The sequence below is a fragment of the Pontibacterium sp. genome, from assembly GCF_964228735.1.
GTDB lineage: Bacteria > Pseudomonadota > Gammaproteobacteria > Pseudomonadales > Balneatricaceae > Pontibacterium.
In genome coordinates, this window is sequence record NZ_CAXRBQ010000012.1 from 1 (window position 1) to 21012 (window position 21012).

Genomic DNA, 21012 nt, shown 5'->3' on the forward strand with positions numbered 1-21012 from the left:
CATGCGGCCACGAACGACTCGGTCGTGGCTCGCCAGATCATAGGGACGCACTTCCTCATCGGATTCGGGCTCAACGTCCTCCGATGTCTCTACGTCGCCATCATCAACACCATGTAGCAACGCATCGATTTCGTCCTGTGAGAGAAGATCTTTTACCGACATTCAGTAATCACTGCATCACAAAGTTGGTAAAGAGAACCGTTTCTACACCAGGCCTGCCGATTTTTTCCATCATCACCTCACGCACCTCATCAACCGCATTCTGCCGTAGCGCGCTACGCCCCTCTTTGGTCTGCAGGACTTCAAACTCCTGCGAAGAGAACATCTTGTTCAGTCGGGAGACAACCACTGGCATATGCAGCTTCAGCGCCGCTTCCACGTCCGGATCGCGCGTCTTGGCTTCTACATACGCCTGCATGTAGTGACCGCGTCCGGCACGAGTTTTCTCTTTACTGCGCAGCGGTACAACAAACATTGGCCGCCCTTCCAGAGAACGCACCTTAACGTAAATAGCAGGGCCACGCGCTGGCTCAACAGGCTCAGCTGCTTCTGCTGTTTCCTCTGCCGGAGGACCAGCCAGGAAAAAGAAATACGCAGCGGCACCACCGCCACCAAGAATCAACAGAGCAACGACCGCGATAATAATAAGTTTGAGTTTGGACTTCTTCTTGCCGCCCTCTTCTTCACCGTTTTCCGCTTCTGCTGCCTGATCATCAGCCATTATCAGTCTCCTGTGCCGAGGTACCGAAAGGTTAATCCGGGTTCGCCCGGGTGATTCCAGCGCTAACTATAACACACTGATTTTCAGGCTGAAGCTACTCAGGCATAGTAATCCACAAGCGACACGGCCTCACCACTTACCGTTGTGGAAACTGCATCCTCTGTACCTGAGGCGCCTTCGGCATTACCCTGCGAAGCAAAACGCTGACGACCTTCATCTTCACCGGAGTCTGAGGACTGATCGTTTACCGAGGATTCACCCAGATTCAGCCCCTGCTCCTCCATCATTTCGCGCAGTCTCGGCATACTCTGCTCTACCGCATCACGAACCGAGGCATGAGGCGACGTAAAGCTTACACTGACCTGATCCTGGCCAACCTGCAAACGCACTTTCAACGACCCTAGCTCCGGCGGATCAAGCTGGATCTCGGCGACCTGATTGTTCTGTGCGGTCATCACCATCACCCGCTCACTCAGCGCCTGGTTCCAGGCAGGTGATCCCATCTGTCCTTTGCCTGCCAGGGTGAACGCCGCCTGGGACAGGGTCATGCGCGACAGGTTATCCACAACGGTAGTCGCCTGGTTTGCCGCTCGCGTTTCAGCTCTCAGCCATCCTTCTGCACCATCCTCAGCGCCCGCCGGTGCATCACTATCAGCAGACTCCTGACGAGCCGCCGTTGCTATGTCTGCAGCAGTATTGGATCGACCTTCCGGCTGGATACTATCCTGCTTTAAAACCTGCCCAGGTGTTACTTGTGTCGTCGCAGGTGTGACTTGCGTTTGCCCTGGTGTGGTTAACTGCGTGGCCGCGGCGCTCGAATTTGACGAATCTTTAGCGGATGTCAATCCTGCCACAGCATCCGATACTGCCGCACGCGGGCTGTTATCAGTATTTCTGACCGGTTGGTTTTCCCGCATTGCAACTGCGGCTACAGCAACGGCACTCTGACTACCGACAACCGGGTTTTCCCCCGCTTGTTGTGTTGCTGCGGCCTGTGCTGCCGTCCGCTCGTTATTCAACGCTTCCTGTGCAACCACCTGCTCATCTGATTGCTGACGTGTATTTACAACGTTTTCGCGCGGAATCGGCTCACGCGGGTCTGGCAATCCCGACAACTCAGGATTCCTGGACTCTGGGGATAGCCCTGGAGTCGCTATTGGACTTTGCTCTATTGGCTGAGGCACCGTCTTGCCCATAGCGTCAGCATCCTGCTGAAGAGCTTTTGCATCCGCTTCAGCGCCAACAACCTGTCCCGGCATCGGCTCAGGCACTGTATCCACACCTGCCACAGGTGCCGGTATCTCTTCACCTTCAGCGGCCTGTAAAAGATCTTGTGGCGCCAACACCACATCATTCTCACCTTCAGGCTCCACTTGCGGCTGCATTTCACTCATTGAAGCAGCATTTGTGTTAGGCAACTGCGGAGGCGGCTGCAATGCTCCCATCGCTTCGCTTAATCGCTGCTGTGCATCGTCGTGACCTTCAAATGCGTTTTGCATCAACGCCACCACTTCCGGCGAATCCAGTGACAACTCGGTCGATTCCGGCAACACACCCGGCCACTGCGATTCCATCACTACGCCATCACGCAATGACTGATTGTCTTTTAACAACGCAGCCCGCAAATCGGGATCAGGGGATTCGGCTAGCAACTGCGATAACTCCGGTGCCCGGGTTTTAGCATCAATCTGTGCCTGCATCTGCGCCAACATCTCACCTGAAGGAGGCAAAACACCGCCCGATTGCGGCAATGTCTGGCCGTTCGCGTCCAACTGAAGTGGATTAAAACCGGCTCCCTGCGCCTGCATAATCGCGCCAAACGGCAACGCGCTACCCGCTGGCGTCGCTCCCCCCTGCCCCGTGGCAGCAGGCGCGGCACCCAGCATTGCAAGCAATCCGGAAACTCCGGTGTTGGTCAGTTGCTCACTCATCTATCACTCCCGGTCGGAAAAAGCCCGAGTACTTTTGGAATATTGCTTAGAGATAAGCAAAAGTGAGGCCAACTCAGATAAAGTTGGTTTTGATCAACTGGGAGCGCTCATCCAGCTGCTGTTGCAGCTTCTTGTCTTCCGCCTGCTGTTCCTGGGTACGCGCTTTATCGACAAGCTTATCCATCGCCACCGCCTGGCCGTAACACTGGGTCCAGTGGCGCTCGACAATTTTCAGTTCGTTCCGGTTCATCTCCAGTGCCTTCTCCTGCTGCTGGAGCGCGGTCGAGATCTTACGGATAAATGACTGGTAAACCTCCAAGCGGGCAATGCCAAAGCCCTGCCGCCCGGCATCCTCATACTGACGCTGATAGTCCGCCAAAAACGCTTTCAGCTGCTCAATCGCCTGCAGGTCTTTCTCCACACGCGCGCGACTGGCCGCCAATAGTTGATCAGCCTGCTTCTTCTTGCGTTCTGCAAGATCAAGCACAACTTTTAAGCGCTGGGAGCGTTTTGCCATTTACTGTACCAGGGCAGAGGTTGCGTTCGGGTTGTTGCTTGGCATGGGTGTCAGCACCATGGCTAACTGCTGTACACATTGCTGAAGTGGCATCGGGTCGGTCATCGACTGCCGCAGCATTTCGTTCATCACCGGCATCCGCTCCATGGCGAAGTCCGTATCCGGGTCACTGCCCTTCACGTAGGCCCCCACGGAGATCAGGTCTTCATTCTGCCGGTATTTAGAATATAGCTGCTTAAAGCGCAACGCCGTTTGCAGATGCTGCGGCGAGATAATCTGTGGCATGGCACGACTGATAGAGGCCTCAATATCGATAGCCGGATAGTGCCCCTGCTCGGCCAGGCGACGGGAGAGCACTACGTGACCATCCAGAATCGCACGCGCAGAATCTGCAACCGGATCCTGCTGATCATCGCCTTCGGTCAATACGGTATAGAAGGCGGTAATCGAACCTTCGCCCGGTAAGCCGTTACCCGCGCGTTCCACCAGCTTGGGAATTTTGGCAAATACCGAAGGCGGATAACCTTTGGTTGCCGGAGGCTCACCGACCGCCAGGGCAATCTCACGCTGCGCCTGGGCATATCGGGTCAGAGAGTCCATCAACAGGAGCACGTTTTTGCCCTGATCACGGAAGTATTCAGCAATACGGGTGGTTAGCTGTGCTGCCCGCAAACGCATCAACGGCGAGTCATCGGCAGGTGATGCGACAACCACTGAGCGCTTCAGGCCCTCGGGCCCCAGGCTGTGCTCGATAAACTCTTTTACTTCTCGACCACGCTCGCCGATCAGGCCAACCACAACGATCTCGGCTTCCGTAAAGCGGGTCATCATGCCCAGCAACACCGATTTACCTACACCACTGCCGGCAAACAAGCCCAGACGCTGTCCGCGGCCCACAGTCAGCAGTGAATTGATGGCACGGATACCTACGTCCAGCGTATCTTTGATCGGGTCACGGGAAAGGGGGTTAATGATATCCCCAGCCAGAGATACTTCAGCAACATCCTGCAGCTCACCCAAACCATCTATCGGGTTACCGATTCCGTTGATAACCCGCCCCAGCAGGGATTCACCCACCGGCACCTGCCCGGAATCCGCCAGCGGATAGACTTTTGCACCCTGCTTAAGGCCTTCAATGGGATAGAGCGGCATCAGATATAGACGGTCGCCGGAAAAACCCACCACCTCGGCTTCAACCACACTGGTATCCGAAAGCACAATACGACAACAGTCACCAACCGCTGCCTGGATGCCTACAGCTTCCAGGGTTAAACCGATCATACGGGTAATACGTCCTTCGACGACGGTTTTTTGACGCTTGAGCGGCGTTTCGCCGCAACGAGCCAGACGGGCAATAAGCTGAGACATTACGCCTCCGGTTCTTGCGGTGTAAGTGCTCCAAACAGCTGCCCGGCCAACGCCTGGAACTGCTGCTGAATGTCGGATTCGATCAGGCTGTCACTGGTCTGCAGACGAAAACTTCCCGGGGAAATTGATCCTTCTGCAACGACAGTTACAGGAAATGACAACCGACTGGCGATCGGTTCAATATGCGGATGATCCGCCGGTGAAACTTCAATGGTAAGTGCGCTTCCACCTTGCGGAAGTTGCTGCAAGGCATCACGAATAGCAGCCTGAATCAGCTCTGGACGGGTACTCAATTCGGCATCCACAACGGCGCTGGCCAATTTCACCACCAACCCTGTTAACACAGCTTCCAACTGCTGTTCTTGCTGCGCAATAGGTTGCTGTAAGGCCGTCAGCATCTGCGCCAGATTCACCTGAACCTGCTCTATCTCAGCCTGCCCTTGCGCCAACGCTTCCTGATAGCCCTTCTCACGCCCCTCAGCCAAGCCTTTTTCCAGGCCTTCGGGATAACCCTGCTCTCGACCTTCAACAAGACCTTGCAGCAAGCCTTCCTGATGGGCAGCCTCGCGGATCGACTCCGCCTCGGCAACAGTTACAACGTCTTTTGGCTTTTCAGGTTGTAAAGCCAAGCCAACACTCGGCAGATCCTCGATTGGCAGCGGCTGCTTTTTCTTGGGTTGTTTCTTGGTTTCGAGCGCAACGAGATGCGAGCCGCTTACCTCAGGCAGCGACCAGGTCACCAGACTGGCGGCCTCCGCTGAACGGATGCGGATATCACCGCTATCTTGTTTACCACTCATCAGAGCATCTCTTCCCCGCCGCCGCCGAGGATAATTTCACCCTCATCAGCCAGACGACGCGCCGTGGACAGAACATCACGTTGTGCTTCCTCCACTTCGCTGACACGTACAGGCCCCTTGGCCTCGAGGTCGTCACGCAGCAGCTCGGCAGCACGCTTGGACATGTTGCGGAAAATTTTCTCTTGCAGGGATGTATCAGCGCCTTTCAGTGCCAGCACGAGAACGTCGGTAGACACCTCTCGCAGAATTGCCTGAATGCCACGGTCCTCCACATCGATAAGGTTGTCGAACACGAACATCTGATCAGCGATCTTGCCGGCCATAAGTTCATCGACCTCTTTGATGCCTTCCATTACCTCAGCTTCGATATTGCTATCGATGAAGTTCATGATACCTGCAGCAGCTTCGATCCCCCCCAGATTGGAAACGGTGTTGGTACCACCACCGCCGGTGAGTTGCCGCTCAAGGATATCGTTCAGTTCCTGCAGGGCAACAGGCTGGATGCTATCGAGGGATGCGACACGCATCACAATATCCAGACGCACCTTTTCGTCAAAATAAGACAACACAGCCGCCGCTACATCAGGCTCGAGGTAGGAGATGATCACCGCCTGAATCTGCGGGTGTTCATAGTGAATAATCTCCGCGATCTGACGCGGCTCCATCCAGCGCAGGGTATCGAGGCCGGAGGTATTCTTGCTGATCAGGATACGATCAAGCAGGGTTTTCGCTTTCTCTTCACCCAGCGCTTCATTCAGCATGGCGCGGATATAAGCGTCGTTGTTGATACCAATACCGGTCTGGTCACCCAGCATCCCCAGGAAATCGCCCACGACGGACTCGACCTTGCTTTGCGGAATGTTATCGAGCGCAGCCATCGCCTGGCCAATACGCTGAACCTGCTTTGGCCCCAGGTGCTTTAGAATTTCTGCGGCATCCGATTCCCCCAGACTGATCAGCAGTATCGCTGCCTTGTCCAGATTTGTCAGTTCGCCGTCATTTTCTTCACTCATCTTCCGCGATCCACTGTCTTACCGCCTGCGCCACTTTGGCCGGGTCTTCCGCCACCATACTACGAATGGCGTTTACCTGATAATCAAAGCTTTCATTTGGTGTTGGCAAAAGCTCATCATCTGAGCCAAAAGTCACCTGATCCCCCGCCATACCGGCAGCATCCAGGCCTTCCAGCTCTGCGGCTACTTCACCGGCCGCGCCTAAACCCGCTACCGAACTGGCGGAACCGGTATCCGCCAGATTACGCAATATCGGGCGCAAAATACCAAACACCAGTAGCAGTACAAACAGCGCCGCCAGAACCTGTTTCACGATTTCCCAAACCCAGTCCTGTTTCCAGATCGGCACCTCTTCGGTTTCAAACTTCTCTGCCGCGACAAATGGGGAGTTGATCACGTTCACACTGTCACCACGACGTGCGGAGAAACCTACCGCATCCTGTACCAGCAGACGTAACCGCTCCAGTTCGTTTTCACTCCACGGGCTACGGCTTGGTGTACCGGTAGCCGGATCAATCACCGACAGATCATCAACCACTACCGCCACACTCAAGCGACGCACACGGCCTTGTTGATGGCGGGTGTAACTGATCGAACGGTCCAACTCATAATTTCGTGTCACCTGATTTCGGCTGCTGCCCGGTTGCTGGCCGTTCCGATTAACAACACCGTCACCGGCCGCCTCTTCCGGCACTGCCGTTGGTCCTGGTGGCTGGTTGGACAGCGCACCCGGAATCCCCATGGCAGCCAACGAGCCTACACGGGTTTCTTCGTTGGTCTGCTCACTGCGCAGTGCAGGCAGATCCGGGTTGTAGATTTCATCGGTCTGCTCAACGGCGGTAAAATCGATATCCGCAGACACCTCCGCACGGAAGCGATCCGCCCCAACCACCGGCAACAGAATGCTGTTGACCCGGTTCAGCAGGCGTTCTTCAATTTTTTGTGTGTACTCCAGCTGCTTGGCCGCCAGCACGGAATCGGTATCCATCTCCCGGCTGTTGAGCAAACGACCACGCTGATCCACCACCGTGACATCTTCAAACTTCAGTTCCGGGATACTCGATGCCACCAGATTGGCGATCGCCGCAACCTGGTCACGCTCCAGCTTACGACCGGCAAACAACTCGATGAAGACGGACGCAGACGGTTTCCGCTCGTCGCGGATGAATACAGAATCTTTTGGAATTGCCAGATGGACACGTGCGTTACGTACGGCAATCATGCTGGCGATGGTGCGGGACAGCTCACCCTCAAGACCTCGACGGTAACGGGTGGTTTCCATAAACTGACTGCTGCCGATCCCCTGATCCTTATCAAGCAGTTCAAAGCCCACGGTCTTATCCGCGGTAAAGCCTTCGGCAGCCAGTTTCAGTCGAGCCTGATGCACGTGTTCTTCCGGTACTAGGATCGCACGACCGTCAGAATCAAATTTGTATGGCACATTGTACAGACGCAACTGTTCGATCACCTGGTTAGCATCCGCATAACCCAGATTACTGAACAATACACGATAGTCCGGCGCCTGCGACCAGAGCACCACTGCGAAGCCGATAGCAATCGTCGCCGCGAGACCTACCATCAGACCGATCTGACGGAAAATACTCAGGCGATTAAAGCCCAGAACTGTACTACCCTTTTCCATTCCGCTCGCAGTTAAACCTTCAGCCATAACTTACTTGCCCCCAGAGGGCTTATTAAATTGGCATCTTCGAGATGTCTTCATAGGCGCTCACCAGACGGTTTCGCACCTGAGTCAACGCCTGGAAAGAAACAGACGCTTTTTGCGCAGCAATCATCACCTGGGGCAGATCCACGGTAGGATCACCCTTTTCATAGGCGGTTGCCAATTTTTTGGCGGTTCCCTGAACCTCATTGACACTGTCGATTGCATTCTTCAGCAGATCACCAAAACCGGTGCGACCAGTCTTTAGTTCCGCCTGGTTAGGTGCAATCGGAGACGGCCCGGAGATTCCGGCACCGCTCTGAACCTGAGACTGTATCGTCCGCATCTGCATCAGCACGCTGTTGATATCAGCTCGCTCGACCATCTCTTACTCCGCACTTCGGCAATATATTGACATTATAGGTAACAAAAGATGCCCTTCAATCACTAACGCCAAAATTACGACAATTTATTGGCGTAAACAACCGTTTAAAGGACTTACGCAGGGTATAAATGCAAAAAGCGGGCCATAAGCCCGCTTAGATTTTGACATGTAAAATTGGGATTAGCAGTTAACTGCGGGTGGTTCGCCGTGCTTCAAGCGCACATACATCAGCGCGACGGTTATCGCATCTCCCAGCGCCGTGTGCCGCTCCAGCATCGGGATATCCAGAGACCTGGAGATGGTATCAAAGCGCAGATCCACATTGCCACCTACGGAACGCCACTTAATAATGTCGTGATAGACATGGGACAGCTCAACCGCTTTATTCGGCAGGCTAAAGCCGTACTTAGGACGGATAAACTTGTCGAGCATGCGGATATCGTAGTTGACGTAGTAACCAAGAATTGGACGGTTGCCCACAAACTCCAGTACCTGCTCCAGCGCATCGTCCAACTCGATGCCTTCACTCAGATCACTGGCACGAATCTTGTGGATTTTAATGGAGTCGCCGGTAAGTGATTCCGGCGCCTTCAACTTGATATCCAACCGGTCGCTGGTCATCACACGGTTGCCTTTGATGCGCACAGCACCAATGGAGAGGATCTCGCCCTTTTTGACATCCAGACTGGTTGTCTCACAATCCAGAGATACAACCTCATCCCCCTCATACGCCTCAAAGAGATGCGCGTGAGGGCCGTTTTTGTGATCGTACTTTTCTTTTAATCTTCTTATTGTTCTTGGGATAATCATCGCCTAGCTCCCAAGGTGGTAGCGTAACGTCAGATGTTTCTTAAAGCCTTTTACGATATGCAGCGCATCTCGTAATAGGTCACGTTCCATTTTATCCAAACCAGCCAATTCAATGATATTAGGCGTTTGGTCTACACCGCTCTCGGACTGTTCCATACGTTTGATCTGCTGACGCAAGCGTAACTGGATAAACAAACTCAGCGCTTCACTCATCTCACGACCATGCTTTTCCTGAATCTGCCCGGCTTTCACCAGCTCTTCTATACGCTTAAAGGTGTTGGTCACCTTGATGCGATGCTCAAGCGCCAACGTTCTGACACCGTGCACAATTGGGAAAATCCCACCCTTCTTGATATCCAGCTCACCTTTCTCTTTCAGATTACCAAAGAAGGTCAGTGGTGTATCAAACTCAATGGACGCACGGGCAAAGTGAGAGAAAAACACATCGTTGTTACGCAGGTAGCGCATAAACCAGTTACGACTGGCTTTAAATATCGCCGGGTTGCCCGCCACGGGCTTGGCATCAACAGCGATTGCCAGGTTCATCAAGGCTTCACCATCACAGGTTTCAGCCCAGTCACCCAGCATCTGGGTCCAGTCACCCAACGACTTAACCCAGTCTGGGTTGGATACCATGATATTGCCTGGGCATGGCGGGAAGCCAAACTCGATCAGCGTTTTACTGAACTCATTGAGACGCGCCTGCATTTCCGGCCACACCAAACCATCACGATAGATAATCGCGTTGTCCTGGTCGGTCTTCATAATCTGCTCACCACGTCCTTCAGAGCCCATCACCACCAGGCACACGTGAGGCTGCATGTCTGCCGGAATCATGATGTCGAACAGCTTGGCCATGATGCGGCCATTCATTGCCGCCAGCAGATCCATCGCAAAGCGGATTTTCACACCATGGGATACCAACGCTTTGATCAGGTCATCCAGGCCTGCTGCTGCCTCGTGCAGATCTTCCACGGTCTGGGCACGTTCAATCCGCAAGCCAATCACATGGGAGTGACTGGAGAAATAACTCAGCACGTCAGTCAGCTCGATAACCCCCTCCAACTGACCATCGCTCATCACCACAACACGCTCGATTCGCTGCTGCGTCATGATGATCAGGGCATTGAACAGGTAGTCTTCAGGATCAATTGTGATCAGACGATAACTGGCCACCTCAGCAATGTCTTTATGCAGAGGCATCTTGTTGATGATGATCGCATCCAGCAGGTCAGTTCCGGTCACGATACCGTAACGATTGCCGCGTTTAACCATCATACAGTCGGCCTTTTGCTCACGCATCAGTCGGGTCGCTTCATCAATACTGGTTCCTTCCAGGATGATCAGAGGCTCACGAATCACACCACTGGATACCTTGGCCAGCATGAACTCCGCCATGTCCTGATCACTGCCATGCTGGGCAACGATCTCGGATTTTGCTGAAAGGTTTTGCTGAAAATAATCCGCAAACAAGTTGTTCGAGGACATCAGATCCAGCAGGATCTTGGTTGGGAGGATATGACAGATCGTCTCCTCTTCCGCTATGAAGTTGTGGATCGCTGTACCACGAATTGCAGACCAGGCACCAAAGTAGTCTTCGTTGGTGTAGTGCACAAACACGTGTAGCTGCTGATCTGACTCACCGTTGTCAGCCGCTTCGCTCTCACTAACCAATCCTTTGAAGATGATAAACACCCCCTCAGGCTCTGTTCCGGCCTCCAGCAATATCTCCCCTTTCTGGTAGTAGCCGATATCCAGATTCTGACGCAGCAAGTCACGCTCACGCTCATCCAACAAGCTGAATGGCATGTTCTCCATATTAAAAGATGAAGGCATATCCATTTTCTCCCATTTAAAACTGAAAAAGGCACACCAACTCGCGTTGATGTGCCTTACGAAGTAACTAACTCAGGCTATTAGTGAGCGTGAGCAGCACCTGCGCCACGAGGGATACGCAGGTCTTCTACGATGCGTTGCATCTCTTCGGACGGCGGAGGAGTCATCTGTGCAACCACTACCGCTACGATGAAGTGCAGGATCATACCAACAGTACCGAAACCACCTGGGGAGATACCCATGAAGTAGTCCGCAGGGTCGCCACCACCGAATACGAAGTACCACATGTAACCAACCGTAGTCACCAGACCAGTCAGCATACCTGCGATCGCACCTTGAGTGTTCATACGCTTGTAGAAGATACCCAGCATCAGAGTTGGGAATACGGATGCACATGCGATACCGAATGCCAACGCTACTACCTGAGCTACGAAGCCTGGAGGGTTGATACCGAAGTAACCTGCGATACAGATCGCTACGATTGCTGCCAGACGTGCGTACATCAACTCCTGCTTATCAGAGATATTCGGGTTGATGGTCTTCTTCATCAAGTCATGCGAGATCGCTGTGGAGATTACCAGCAGCAGACCCGCCGCAGTAGACAGTGCCGCCGCAACCGCACCAGCAGCTACCAGAGCAATTACCCACGCAGGCAAGTTCGCGATCTCTGGGTTAGCCAGAACCATGATGTCACGGTCTACGTATACTTCGTTAGCAAATGGCTGCTTGCTAGCATCAAAAGAAGCATCGGTCTTAGCGTTAGACGTCAGACGCTGACCATGTTCACCACGCTCTTCGGTGAACGCAGGCTTACCTTTCTTCGCATCGAATGCAGCACCCGCAGCGTACTGTACTTTGCCATCGCCGTTTCGATCGTTCCAAGCCAGCAGACCAGCGCTTTCCCAGTTTTTGAACCAAGAAGGCATTTCAGCGTAAGCAGTACCAGCGTTGTTCGGACCGTTAATCTCCTGAATCAGGTTTACACGACCGAAACCAGCAACACCAGGAACCGCGGTGTACAGCAACGCGATAAAAATCAAAGCCCATCCACCAGTGGTACGAGCGTCTTTTACACGAGGTACAGTGAAGAAACGTACGATTACGTGTGGCAGACCTGCCGTACCGCACATCAGCGCAACGGTCAGGAAGAAGATATCAATTGTGGATTTCTTACCTGCAGTGTACTGAGCGAAGCCCAGGTCAACAGACAGTTGATCAAGCGTTGCCAGTACAGACTGACCACTTTCCAGCGTCGCACCCAGACCAAACTGAGGCAGGAAGTGACCGGTGATCTGTGCAGACAGGAAGAATGCTGGAACGGTGAACGCCAGGATCAGTACACAGTACTGTGCAACCTGAGTGTAGGTAATACCTTTCATACCACCCAGTACAGCGTAGAAGAATACGATCGCCATACCCACGATTACACCAGTGTTGATGTCAACGTGCAGGTAACGGGAGAATACGATACCAACACCACGCATCTGACCAGCTACGTAGGTGAAGGAGATTACGATAGTACAAACAACCGCGATGGTACGCGCCAAGTTTGAACCGTATCGGTCACCTACGAAATCAGGCACGGTGAACTTACCGAACTTACGCAGGTAAGGTGCCAGGAGCAGCGCCAGTAGTACGTAACCACCGGTCCAACCCATCAGGTATGCAGAACCGTCACGGCCCACAAAAGAGATCAGACCCGCCAGGGAGATGAAGGATGCTGCAGACATCCAGTCCGCTGCAGTTGCCATACCGTTTGCGATTGGCGGTACACCACCACCTGCAACGTAGAATTCTTTGGTAGATCCTGCACGCGCCCAGATCGCAATACCGATATAAAGCGCGAATGATCCCCCAATGAAGAGGTAAGTAAGTAAATCGAGACTCATAACAATGCCGTCCTTAATAAATTATTTTTATTTTTGTTATTCGTGAACGTCATACTTTTCGTCGAGCTTGTTCATGGATGAAACGTACATCCAGATCAAGATAACGAAGACGAAGATAGACCCCTGCTGACCAAACCAGAAACCCAGTGGGAATCCGAAGAACTGGATAGCATCCAGCTGATCAACAAACAGAATGCCGCAGCCGTAAGAGACTACGAACCACACGGAAAGATAGGTGACGATTATGCGCAAGTTTTCTTTCCAATACGCTTGCGCCTGTTCAGGGCTGATAGACATTGCACCATCCTTATTTTTTTTATGAATTAGGTGGAACTAAAGACAGGATAGAGACTAGCAGAGCGTTGCCCAGTTCATAGCCCGACTTTGGTCTGATAGGAGTGCTTGATTCTTAAAGCAATTTTACGGCCAAACCCCGAAATTCAAGGGCTACAGCCAGATCTAAAAATACCTTTGCGTTCAACGCTCTATACAAAGGTATAAGACGAGATTGGGCTTATTTCGCAGAAGGAGTACACTAAAAACTTTCCTGGACATTTCAAGGAGCAGGCACACCATGTTGTCAGGCTGGACGGTTATCATGATTTCGCTCGCGTACGTCGGGCTACTGTTCGCCATCGCCTATTATGGGGATAAGGCACCTACTCCGAACAGAATTGGCAAGCAGGTTATCTACTCACTGTCCCTGGCGGTTTACTGTTCCTCCTGGACCTTCTATGGTGCTGTGGGACGTGCCTCCACCAGCGGCTGGGAATTCCTGGCCACCTACCTGGGCCCAATTCTGGTATTTATGTTCGGCTGGCAGGTGATCGAGAAGATCGTCCTGATCAGTAAGCAGCAGAACATCACCTCTATCTCCGACTTTATCTCGTCTCGTTACGGCAAGAGCCAGCTGCTTGCGGTATTGGTGACCGTCATCGCCGTGCTGGGTACGATTCCGTATATCGCGATGCAGCTGAAAGCGGTCGCCATCAGCTTCAGCGCCATCACCGCCGGTAGCGAAACCTCACTGGGCAAGGGTAGTGACACCGCACTGTTTGTCGCCATGTTGATGGCCGTGTTCGCCATTCTGTTCGGTACCCGCCATATCGACGCTACTGAACACCATGAAGGCCTGGTGCTCGCGGTCGCCTTCGAATCGATCATCAAGCTGACCGCCTTTATCGCGGTGGGCGTCTTTGTTACCTACGAGATCTTCGACGGCCCAGCGCCGTTGATAACCAGTATCGGAGAGCAGCTGGACCAGAACCAGAATTTCCAGTCGCTCTTACAGGACAGTTTCCTGGTTGAGACGATACTCGCCTGTGCGGCGGTTATCTGTCTGCCACGGCAGTTCCAGGTCACCATCGTGGAAACCACCGACATCGACAACCTCAAGCTGGCACGCTGGTTGTTCCCGCTGTATATGGCGCTACTGGCATTCTTCGTATTGCCGATCTCCACCGCCGGCCTTTCCTACTTCGACGAATACAGTGCAGTCGATGCCGACACCTTCGTACTGATGCTACCGCTGGCAGAGGGCCACTTTAACCTGGCCACCTTCGCCTTTATTGGCGGTCTTTCAGCAGCCACCAGCATGGTTATCGTTGCCGCCATTGCCCTGGCAACCATGGTGTGCAACGACATCATTATGCCGATGTTGTTCCGGATCTCCTGGCTGAACCTGTCGCAGAGCAAAGACCTGGGGGCGCTGCTACTGAAAGTCCGCCGCGTCACCATTATGTGCCTGATGCTGCTGGCGTACTTCTACTACCGCATCTTGGGTGACCAGGGCTCCCTGGCGTCCTTTGGTCTGCTGGCCTTTGTTGCAGCGATCCAGTTCCTGCCGGCAATCATCGGTGGCCTCTATTGGAAAACCGGTTCACGCAATGGCGTATTCATTGGCATGGGTACAGGCTTCCTGCTGTGGCTCTACACCCTGGTGATCCCAACGCTGATGGAAGGCGGCCTGATTGGTGAGCACTTCCTGGAAAACGGCTTACTCTCCGTGAGCTGGCTGAAGCCAACCGCCCTGTTCGGGCTGGATAACCTGGACCCATTGACCCACGGTGTGTTCTGGAGCCTCTCAGCCAACATCGCACTCTATATTCTGGTGTCCCGTTACAGCTCCCGCCGTCTGGTTGATCGCATCCAGGCCAGCGCCTTTGTGGATATCTACAACAAAGCCCTGCCGGAAACATCCCGTCACTACGAGCACGTGACTGTCGGTGACCTGCAGATGCTGACCGAGCGTTTCCTCGGTATCAGCCGCACCCAGCACTCCTTTACCGGCTTTGCGCTGCAGCGGGGAGAGGAAGCGCCCCTGTCCGGCGATAAGGCCACCCCAGAACTGATCCAGTTCACCGAGCGTCTGCTTGCCGGTGTGATTGGTGCATCCTCTGCACGTATCGTCCTCGCCTCTATCTTGCAGGGGCGGGATATGCAGATTGGCGATGTGGTAACCATCGTAGATGAAGCTTCGCAGGCATTGCGCTTTAACCGCTCCCTGCTGCAATCCACCATCGAGAACATCAGCCTGGGGATCAGCGTAGTGGACCAGCAGATGCGCCTGGTGGCGTGGAACCAGCCTTATGTGGAGATGTTCGACTACCCCGAAGGGCTGATCTGTGTCGGCCGCCCGATCGAGGAGGTGTTCCGCCATAACGCGATCAAGGGTGAGTACGGCCCAGGCGATATCGAGACTCAAGTGAAGAAGCGCCTGGAAGTACTGCGCTCCAGCCAGCCACACATCTACGAACGTTTCCGTCCGGACGGCACTGTACTGGATGTACGCGGTAATCCGATGCCTAACGGTGGTTACGTTAACACCTACATGGACATCACCGATCACAAACAGATCGAAGAGGCGCTGCGTGAAAGTGAGCAGAACATCCGTATCTATACAGACAACGTTCCGGTACTGATCGCCTACCTGGATCCAAACCGGCGCTACCTGTTCGTCAACAAAGCCTACGCCCGCACCTTTGGCCTGGACCGCCACAACATCTCCGGCCAACCGTGTTACAAGGTGCTGCCAGACGACGAATACGAACTGCGCACCCCATACATCAGGGAAGTTCTCAGCGGTAAGCGACAACGGTTTGAAACCATGTTGCCGACCAAAGATGACAGCATCCGTTATGCGGAGGTGACCTACATCCCCCATATCGGCGAGTACGGCGACGTTTTGGGTTACTTTACCCTCTACCAGGACATCACCGAACGCCGCCTGGCTGAGCAGGCCCTGCAGGAAACCAACGAAACATTGGAACAGCGCGTAAAAGAACGCACCCACGCCCTGTCGGTGGTAAACAAGGAGCTGCGTAAGGAAAACACCATCCGCGCCTTGATGGAGGATGAACTGCGCCAGGCGAAATCCGACGCAGATGCCGCCAACCTGGGTAAAACCCGCTTCCTGGCAGCGGCCAGTCACGACCTGTTGCAACCTCTGAATGCCGCCCGTCTGTTCTCATCCGCCCTGGCACAACAGAGCCACAGTGACGAAACCCGTCAATTAGTTGACAACCTGGACGGCTCCCTCAAGGCAGCCGAAGAGCTGATTACCGCCATCCTGGATATCTCCAAACTGGATGCCGGTGCACTGGAACCGTCCATTACCGACTTCTCGGTTGATGACCTGTTCAGCAACCTGAGCACCGAGTTCACCGCGATGGCCTTGGATAAGTCACTTAAATTCCGCTGCCACCCATGCAAACTGGTGGTGCGCTCCGATCAGAAGATGCTGCGTCGCATTCTGCAGAACTTCCTCTCTAACGCAATCCGCTATACCCAGGAGGGTGGCATCCTGCTGGGCTGCCGTAAGCGGGGCAACAAACTGCGCTTTGAGGTCTGGGATACCGGAGTGGGTATTCCACAGAATAAGCTGAAAGAGGTGTTTGAAGAATTCCGCCGTATCGACAACCCGAAACACTCCCAGGTACAGGGTTTAGGGCTGGGTCTGGCAATCACCGAACGTATTGCGCGCATGCTGGAGCATCGATTGCAGGTCCGCTCGTGGCCAACCAAAGGCACGGTTTTTAGTGTTGAAGTACCGCTGGGCGAAGCCAAACAGGCGGTGAAGCAGAAACCGGAGAACCGCGGCTGGATTCGCAGTAAAGGCCTGAACGGCATCCGGGTCCTGGTGATCGACAACGAACCAAAGATTCTGGAGGGCATGAGTGCCCTATTGGGTGGCTGGTCTTGCGAGGTCGCTGTTGCAATCTCCGGCAACGAAGCCATCGCCCAGATCCAGGAGGAACACTTCGAACCGGACATCATCCTGGCGGACTACCACCTGTCAGAAACGGATACCGGTGTACGCGCACTGGAAGAGATTCGCACCCTGACCGACCGCGACATTCCCGCGGTTGTGATTACCGCTGACCGCACCGAAGAGGTAAAAGCCGAGATCGAAGCTTGCGGTGCACAGTTGCTGACCAAACCGATTCGACCAGCAGCACTGCGTGCCATTATCAATAAAATGATCGCCAACGCCCGGGCGATGGCCACCGAATAAGACAGGTATTCAGACACAAAAAAGGTGCCAATTGGCACCTTTTTTTATTTTCAGGCAGATCTCAACCCTATCGGGAGAGCGCAGCCTTAAGTTTACTCTACGTCGGTCTTTGGTGGCTCAACACCCAGACGCTGTGCCGCAATAACAGCTTGAGTACGACTGTGTACGCCCAGCTTACGCAGGATTGCGGTCACGTGTGCTTTGATTGTCGCCTCAGAGACATTCAACTCGTAGGCGATCTGCTTGTTGAGCAGACCTTCGGTCAGCATGGTCAGGACGCGGAACTGCTGAGGTGTCAAAGCAGCCAGCGCAGCGGCAAACTTTTGATCCTCTTCACTCACGTCACCCAGGTTGTCAGCAACCTCCTGTGGCAACCACTCCTCACCTTCGAGTACCGCTTTGATTGCGTCGGAAATGGTTTCCAATGGTGCGGACTTCGGAATAAAACCGGAAGCACCGTAATCGATCGCACGTTTCATCACATGCGGCTCTTCGCTACCGGATACCACGACAACCGGGATACCCGGATTTTGACCGCGCAGGAATACCAAGCCGGAGAAACCGTTGGTACCTGGCATGTGGATATCCAACAACACCAGATCTGCGTCAGGATTCTGATCAACTGCTTCCTGCACCGCCGCCAGAGAGTCGGCTTCTACTGTTGCAACACCAGGCACTGCCTGTGCCACTGCCTGTTTCAGCGCTGCACGAAACAGCGGATGATCGTCAGCAATAATAATCTTTTGTGCGAGCTGCATGCGTTCACTACCCCCCTCTCACACCAGTTAAGGTGTAAGTTCCTGTACTGCAACCTAATCCTGGCTCAATCATACCACCGATAATACAAAAACTCCCACCAGGCATAACCCGGCGGGAGCTTAATTATCAGGCTAGCAGAAGTTGCCGGATATTACTTACGGTTCATGCGGTTTTCGATCAGATCGTCAACCACGGTTGGATCTGCCAGGGTAGAGGTATCACCCAGAGAGCCAAAATCGTCCTCAGCGATCTTACGCAGGATACGGCGCATGATCTTGCCGGATCGGGTCTTCGGCATGCCCGGTGCAAACTGAATCAGGTCTGGCGATGCAATTGGTCCGATCTCGCTGCGTACCCAAGTGCGCAGCTCTTTCAGCAGCTCATCAGACTGCTCGTAACCAGCCTGCAGGGTCACGTACACGTAGATACCCTGACCTTTTACATCGTGTGGGTAACCAACTACAGCAGACTCTGCCACTGCTGGGTGAGCAACCAGTGCAGATTCAATCTCCGCGGTACCCATACGGTGGCCGGATACGTTAATTACGTCGTCTACACGGCCAGTGATCCAGTAGTAACCATCTTCGTCACGACGTGCGCCGTCACCGGTGGTGTAAACACCTTTGTAGGTAGAGAAGTACGTCTGGATGAAGCGCTCGTGGTCGCCCCAGATGGAACGGCTCTGACCCGGCCAGGAGTCTTTCAGTACCAGGTTACCGTCGGTCGCACCTTCCAGTTCATTCCCTTCTGCATCCAGCAGCGCTGGCTGTACACCAAAGAATGGACGGGTTGCAGAACCCGGTTTTGCGTCAGTCGCACCCGGCAGAGGCAGGATCATCATGCCGCCGGTTTCAGTCTGCCACCAGGTATCAACGATCGGGCAACGACCCTGACCGATGATGCGATGGTACCATTCCCACGCTTCAGGGTTGATCGGCTCACCTACAGAACCCAGGATACGCAGAGAAGACAGATCGGAGTCACCCAGTACGTCTTCGCCCTGCTGCATCAGTGCACGGATCGCGGTTGGCGCGGTGTAGAACTGGTTAACTTTGTGTTTTTCGATAACACGACCGAAGCGGCTGTTGTCTGGGTAGCTAGGCACACCTTCGAACATCAGAGAAGTAGCACCGTTCGCCAGTGGTCCGTAAACGATGTAGCTATGACCGGTTACCCAACCCACGTCCGCAGTACACCAGTAGATGTCGCCATCTTTGTAGTCGAACGCGTACTCGTGGGTCATGGACGCGTACACCATGTAACCACCGGTGGTGTGTTTCAGGCCTTTTGGTGCGCCCGTAGAACCAGAGGTGTACAGGATGAACATTGGTGCTTCTGCTTCCATCTCTTCAGGAGCGCAGTCAGCAGATGCATCAGCCACGATATCTTCGTACCAAACATCAACATCACTGTTCCATGCAACATCATCTTCTACACGTTTAACAACGATAACGCTCTGTACGCAGGCTTTTGCTGCTTCCTGCTCCAGCGCTTTGTCTACGTTCGCTTTCAGCGGTACAGACTTGCCTGCACGCAGCGAGTAGTTAGAGGTTACAACAACCTTAGAATTTGCACCTTCGATACGTGCTGCCAGTGCTTCAGGGGAGAAACCACCAAATACGATAGAGTGAACCGCACCGATGCGGGTACATGCCAGCATCGCAACGGCTGCTTCCGGGATCATCGGCATGTACAGGGTAACCACGTCACCTTTTTCTACGCCCTGAGCTTTCAGCGCGTTGGCAAACTTACATACACGTTCATGCAGGTCACGGTAGGTGATGTTTTCAGATTCGCTTGGATCATCGCCTTCCCAGATGATTGCCACCTGGTCACCACGGGTTTCCAGGTGACGGTCCAGACAGTTGTAAGACGCGTTCAGCGTGCCATCTTCGTACCAGCGAATATCAACGTTGTGCGGGTCAAAAGAGGTGTTTTTAACCTTGGTGTACGGTTTGAACCAATCCAGTCGCTTACCAGCTTCGCCCCAGAATGCATCTGGATCGTTGATGGATTGCTCGTACATCGCCAGATATTTTTCGTTGTTGATGTGAGCTTCCGCAGCCAGTTCAGCAGAAACTGGATATACCTTTTCTTCACTCATCGTGATGCCCTTAGCTGTATATTGTTTTAATTCTTGGAATCCGTTCGCCCTGATTGGACCTGATAACACGCTTCAGGTCCTTATACTTCTTATGGGGCGTTTCGTGTGTCCGTTAACTGGTAAGTTTTATACCCGTCCGGCACTCAACGTCTGAATTAGACATTGGTCTATCCGGCCTAAGACATTGGTCTTGGGTGGATTTTTACGCTTCGACTTCCCTCTGTTACAAGGTCTGCGAACAGCGTTGATCATGTCACGAAAAGGCGGCTTAAACGATATATCTCACAATTTTTATGGGTACATAAAAGGCAACACCAGTTTGCCGGCATCCAAGCCTATTTTCGGAGCAATGCGTCCAGATCCAGTCCCGCTTCTCGCATCTTCGCCAATTTGTAACGTAATGTACGTGGACTGATCCCCAGATTCTCGGCAGCCGTTTTACGGCTTCCGCTGGTCGCTTTAAGTGCGTCAATAATCAACTGGAACTCATGCTGCTGCATTCCCGCTTCCAACTGATTAGCGTCCTCATCCTCAATCGCCGCCACCATAGGATCAACCTGCTCACAAAGATCCGTCGCCATGGTATCCGGATTCAGCAACAGATCAGCCGCACTGATTGCGATACCAGCCTGCATAATCAGAGCACGCTGCACTACGTTGTCCAGCTCACGCACATTACCCGGCCAACCATGCTGACTCAGTG

At 53.6% G+C, this 21012-nt stretch carries 16 protein-coding genes and 1 pseudogene; 1 reads left to right on the plus strand and 16 read right to left on the minus strand.

What is annotated here, in order from left to right:
- The 13 genes and pseudogenes from ACEQ15_RS01175 to ACEQ15_RS01235 all read right to left on the minus strand — a co-directional run.
- Window positions 1-162: pseudogene (locus ACEQ15_RS01175) on the minus strand (flagellar motor switch protein FliM); the annotation flags it as partial.
- A gap of 7 nt (window positions 163-169) precedes the next feature.
- Complete coding sequence (locus tag ACEQ15_RS01180; protein WP_370277146.1) at window positions 170-721, minus strand: flagellar basal body-associated FliL family protein; 552 nt, start codon at window positions 719-721, stop codon at window positions 170-172.
- Window positions 722-819: 98 nt separating this feature from the next.
- The gene (locus tag ACEQ15_RS01185) at window positions 820-2652 is read right to left on the minus strand and encodes a flagellar hook-length control protein FliK (RefSeq protein ID WP_370277147.1); all 1833 of its coding nucleotides are present in this window, start codon (window positions 2650-2652) and stop codon (window positions 820-822) included.
- 73 nt (window positions 2653-2725) lie between these two features.
- On the minus strand, window positions 2726-3169 hold the full coding sequence (fliJ, locus tag ACEQ15_RS01190; RefSeq protein WP_370277148.1) for a flagellar export protein FliJ: 444 nt from the start codon (window positions 3167-3169) through the stop codon (window positions 2726-2728).
- Window positions 3170-4537: a flagellar protein export ATPase FliI gene (gene fliI, locus ACEQ15_RS01195; protein ID WP_370277149.1), complete on the minus strand. Its 1368-nt coding sequence runs from the start codon at window positions 4535-4537 to the stop codon at window positions 3170-3172. It abuts the gene before it with no gap.
- Window positions 4537-5337 carry a FliH/SctL family protein gene (locus tag ACEQ15_RS01200; protein ID WP_370277150.1) on the minus strand — a complete coding sequence of 267 codons (801 nt, stop codon included), beginning with the start codon at window positions 5335-5337 and terminating at the stop codon, window positions 4537-4539. Before ACEQ15_RS01200 ends, fliI begins: the two co-directional genes overlap by 1 nt.
- On the minus strand, window positions 5337-6350 hold the full coding sequence (gene fliG / locus ACEQ15_RS01205) for a flagellar motor switch protein FliG (RefSeq protein ID WP_370277152.1): 1014 nt from the start codon (window positions 6348-6350) through the stop codon (window positions 5337-5339). Before fliG ends, ACEQ15_RS01200 begins: the two co-directional genes overlap by 1 nt.
- Complete coding sequence (gene fliF, locus ACEQ15_RS01210) at window positions 6343-8019, minus strand: flagellar basal-body MS-ring/collar protein FliF (RefSeq protein ID WP_370277154.1); 1677 nt, start codon at window positions 8017-8019, stop codon at window positions 6343-6345. The genes fliG and fliF overlap by 8 nt, the downstream gene beginning before the upstream one ends.
- A gap of 25 nt (window positions 8020-8044) precedes the next feature.
- On the minus strand, window positions 8045-8398 hold the full coding sequence (gene fliE / locus ACEQ15_RS01215; RefSeq protein ID WP_370277155.1) for a flagellar hook-basal body complex protein FliE: 354 nt from the start codon (window positions 8396-8398) through the stop codon (window positions 8045-8047).
- Between the two features lie 180 nt (window positions 8399-8578).
- Window positions 8579-9208, minus strand: coding sequence for a 3'-5' exonuclease (locus ACEQ15_RS01220; RefSeq protein WP_370277156.1), 630 nt, complete (start codon window positions 9206-9208; stop codon window positions 8579-8581).
- Between the two features lie 3 nt (window positions 9209-9211).
- Complete coding sequence (locus tag ACEQ15_RS01225) at window positions 9212-11044, minus strand: putative nucleotidyltransferase substrate binding domain-containing protein (RefSeq protein WP_370277159.1); 1833 nt, start codon at window positions 11042-11044, stop codon at window positions 9212-9214.
- Between the two features lie 80 nt (window positions 11045-11124).
- A complete protein-coding gene (locus ACEQ15_RS01230) occupies window positions 11125-12933 on the minus strand; it encodes a sodium:solute symporter family protein (RefSeq protein WP_370277160.1) in 1809 nt (602 codons plus the stop codon).
- Window positions 12934-12969: 36 nt separating this feature from the next.
- Window positions 12970-13230 (minus strand): DUF4212 domain-containing protein, encoded by a 261-nt coding sequence (locus tag ACEQ15_RS01235; protein ID WP_370277161.1) that lies wholly within the window; start codon window positions 13228-13230, stop codon window positions 12970-12972.
- A gap of 277 nt (window positions 13231-13507) precedes the next feature.
- On the opposite strand from ACEQ15_RS01235, the gene ACEQ15_RS01240 reads away from it, so the two are divergent.
- Entirely contained in the window at window positions 13508-17446 is a 3939-nt protein-coding gene (locus ACEQ15_RS01240; protein WP_370277162.1) for a NahK/ErcS family hybrid sensor histidine kinase/response regulator, read from the plus strand.
- A 92-nt stretch (window positions 17447-17538) separates the two neighbouring features.
- On the opposite strand, the gene ACEQ15_RS01245 is transcribed toward ACEQ15_RS01240, so the two are convergent.
- From ACEQ15_RS01245 to ACEQ15_RS01255, 3 genes are all read right to left on the minus strand, one after another.
- Window positions 17539-18204: a response regulator transcription factor gene (locus ACEQ15_RS01245; RefSeq protein WP_282350165.1), complete on the minus strand. Its 666-nt coding sequence runs from the start codon at window positions 18202-18204 to the stop codon at window positions 17539-17541.
- Window positions 18205-18356: 152 nt separating this feature from the next.
- Entirely contained in the window at window positions 18357-20309 is a 1953-nt protein-coding gene (gene acs, locus ACEQ15_RS01250) for an acetate--CoA ligase (RefSeq protein ID WP_370277163.1), read from the minus strand.
- 335 nt (window positions 20310-20644) lie between these two features.
- A partial coding sequence (locus tag ACEQ15_RS01255; protein ID WP_370277164.1) for a helix-turn-helix domain-containing protein occupies window positions 20645-21012 on the minus strand: 368 nt, incomplete at its 5' end.

Bases quoted from the DNA above. Each gene is read 5' to 3' on its own strand.
- ACEQ15_RS01180 (WP_370277146.1), bottom strand. From the start codon at position 721: ATGGCTGATGATCAGGCAGCAGAAGCGGAAAACGGTGAAGAAGAGGGC.
- ACEQ15_RS01185 (WP_370277147.1), bottom strand. From the start codon at position 2,652: ATGAGTGAGCAACTGACCAACACCGGAGTTTCCGGATTGCTTGCAATG.
- fliJ (WP_370277148.1), bottom strand. From the start codon at position 3,169: ATGGCAAAACGCTCCCAGCGCTTAAAAGTTGTGCTTGATCTTGCAGAA.
- fliI (WP_370277149.1), bottom strand. From the start codon at position 4,537: ATGTCTCAGCTTATTGCCCGTCTGGCTCGTTGCGGCGAAACGCCGCTC.
- ACEQ15_RS01200 (WP_370277150.1), bottom strand. From the start codon at position 5,337: ATGAGTGGTAAACAAGATAGCGGTGATATCCGCATCCGTTCAGCGGAG.
- fliG (WP_370277152.1), bottom strand. From the start codon at position 6,350: ATGAGTGAAGAAAATGACGGCGAACTGACAAATCTGGACAAGGCAGCG.
- fliF (WP_370277154.1), bottom strand. From the start codon at position 8,019: ATGGCTGAAGGTTTAACTGCGAGCGGAATGGAAAAGGGTAGTACAGTT.
- fliE (WP_370277155.1), bottom strand. From the start codon at position 8,398: ATGGTCGAGCGAGCTGATATCAACAGCGTGCTGATGCAGATGCGGACG.
- ACEQ15_RS01220 (WP_370277156.1), bottom strand. From the start codon at position 9,208: ATGATTATCCCAAGAACAATAAGAAGATTAAAAGAAAAGTACGATCAC.
- ACEQ15_RS01225 (WP_370277159.1), bottom strand. From the start codon at position 11,044: ATGCCTTCATCTTTTAATATGGAGAACATGCCATTCAGCTTGTTGGAT.
- ACEQ15_RS01230 (WP_370277160.1), bottom strand. From the start codon at position 12,933: ATGAGTCTCGATTTACTTACTTACCTCTTCATTGGGGGATCATTCGCG.
- ACEQ15_RS01235 (WP_370277161.1), bottom strand. From the start codon at position 13,230: ATGTCTATCAGCCCTGAACAGGCGCAAGCGTATTGGAAAGAAAACTTG.
- ACEQ15_RS01240 (WP_370277162.1), top strand. From the start codon at position 13,508: ATGTTGTCAGGCTGGACGGTTATCATGATTTCGCTCGCGTACGTCGGG.
- ACEQ15_RS01245 (WP_282350165.1), bottom strand. From the start codon at position 18,204: ATGCAGCTCGCACAAAAGATTATTATTGCTGACGATCATCCGCTGTTT.
- acs (WP_370277163.1), bottom strand. From the start codon at position 20,309: ATGAGTGAAGAAAAGGTATATCCAGTTTCTGCTGAACTGGCTGCGGAA.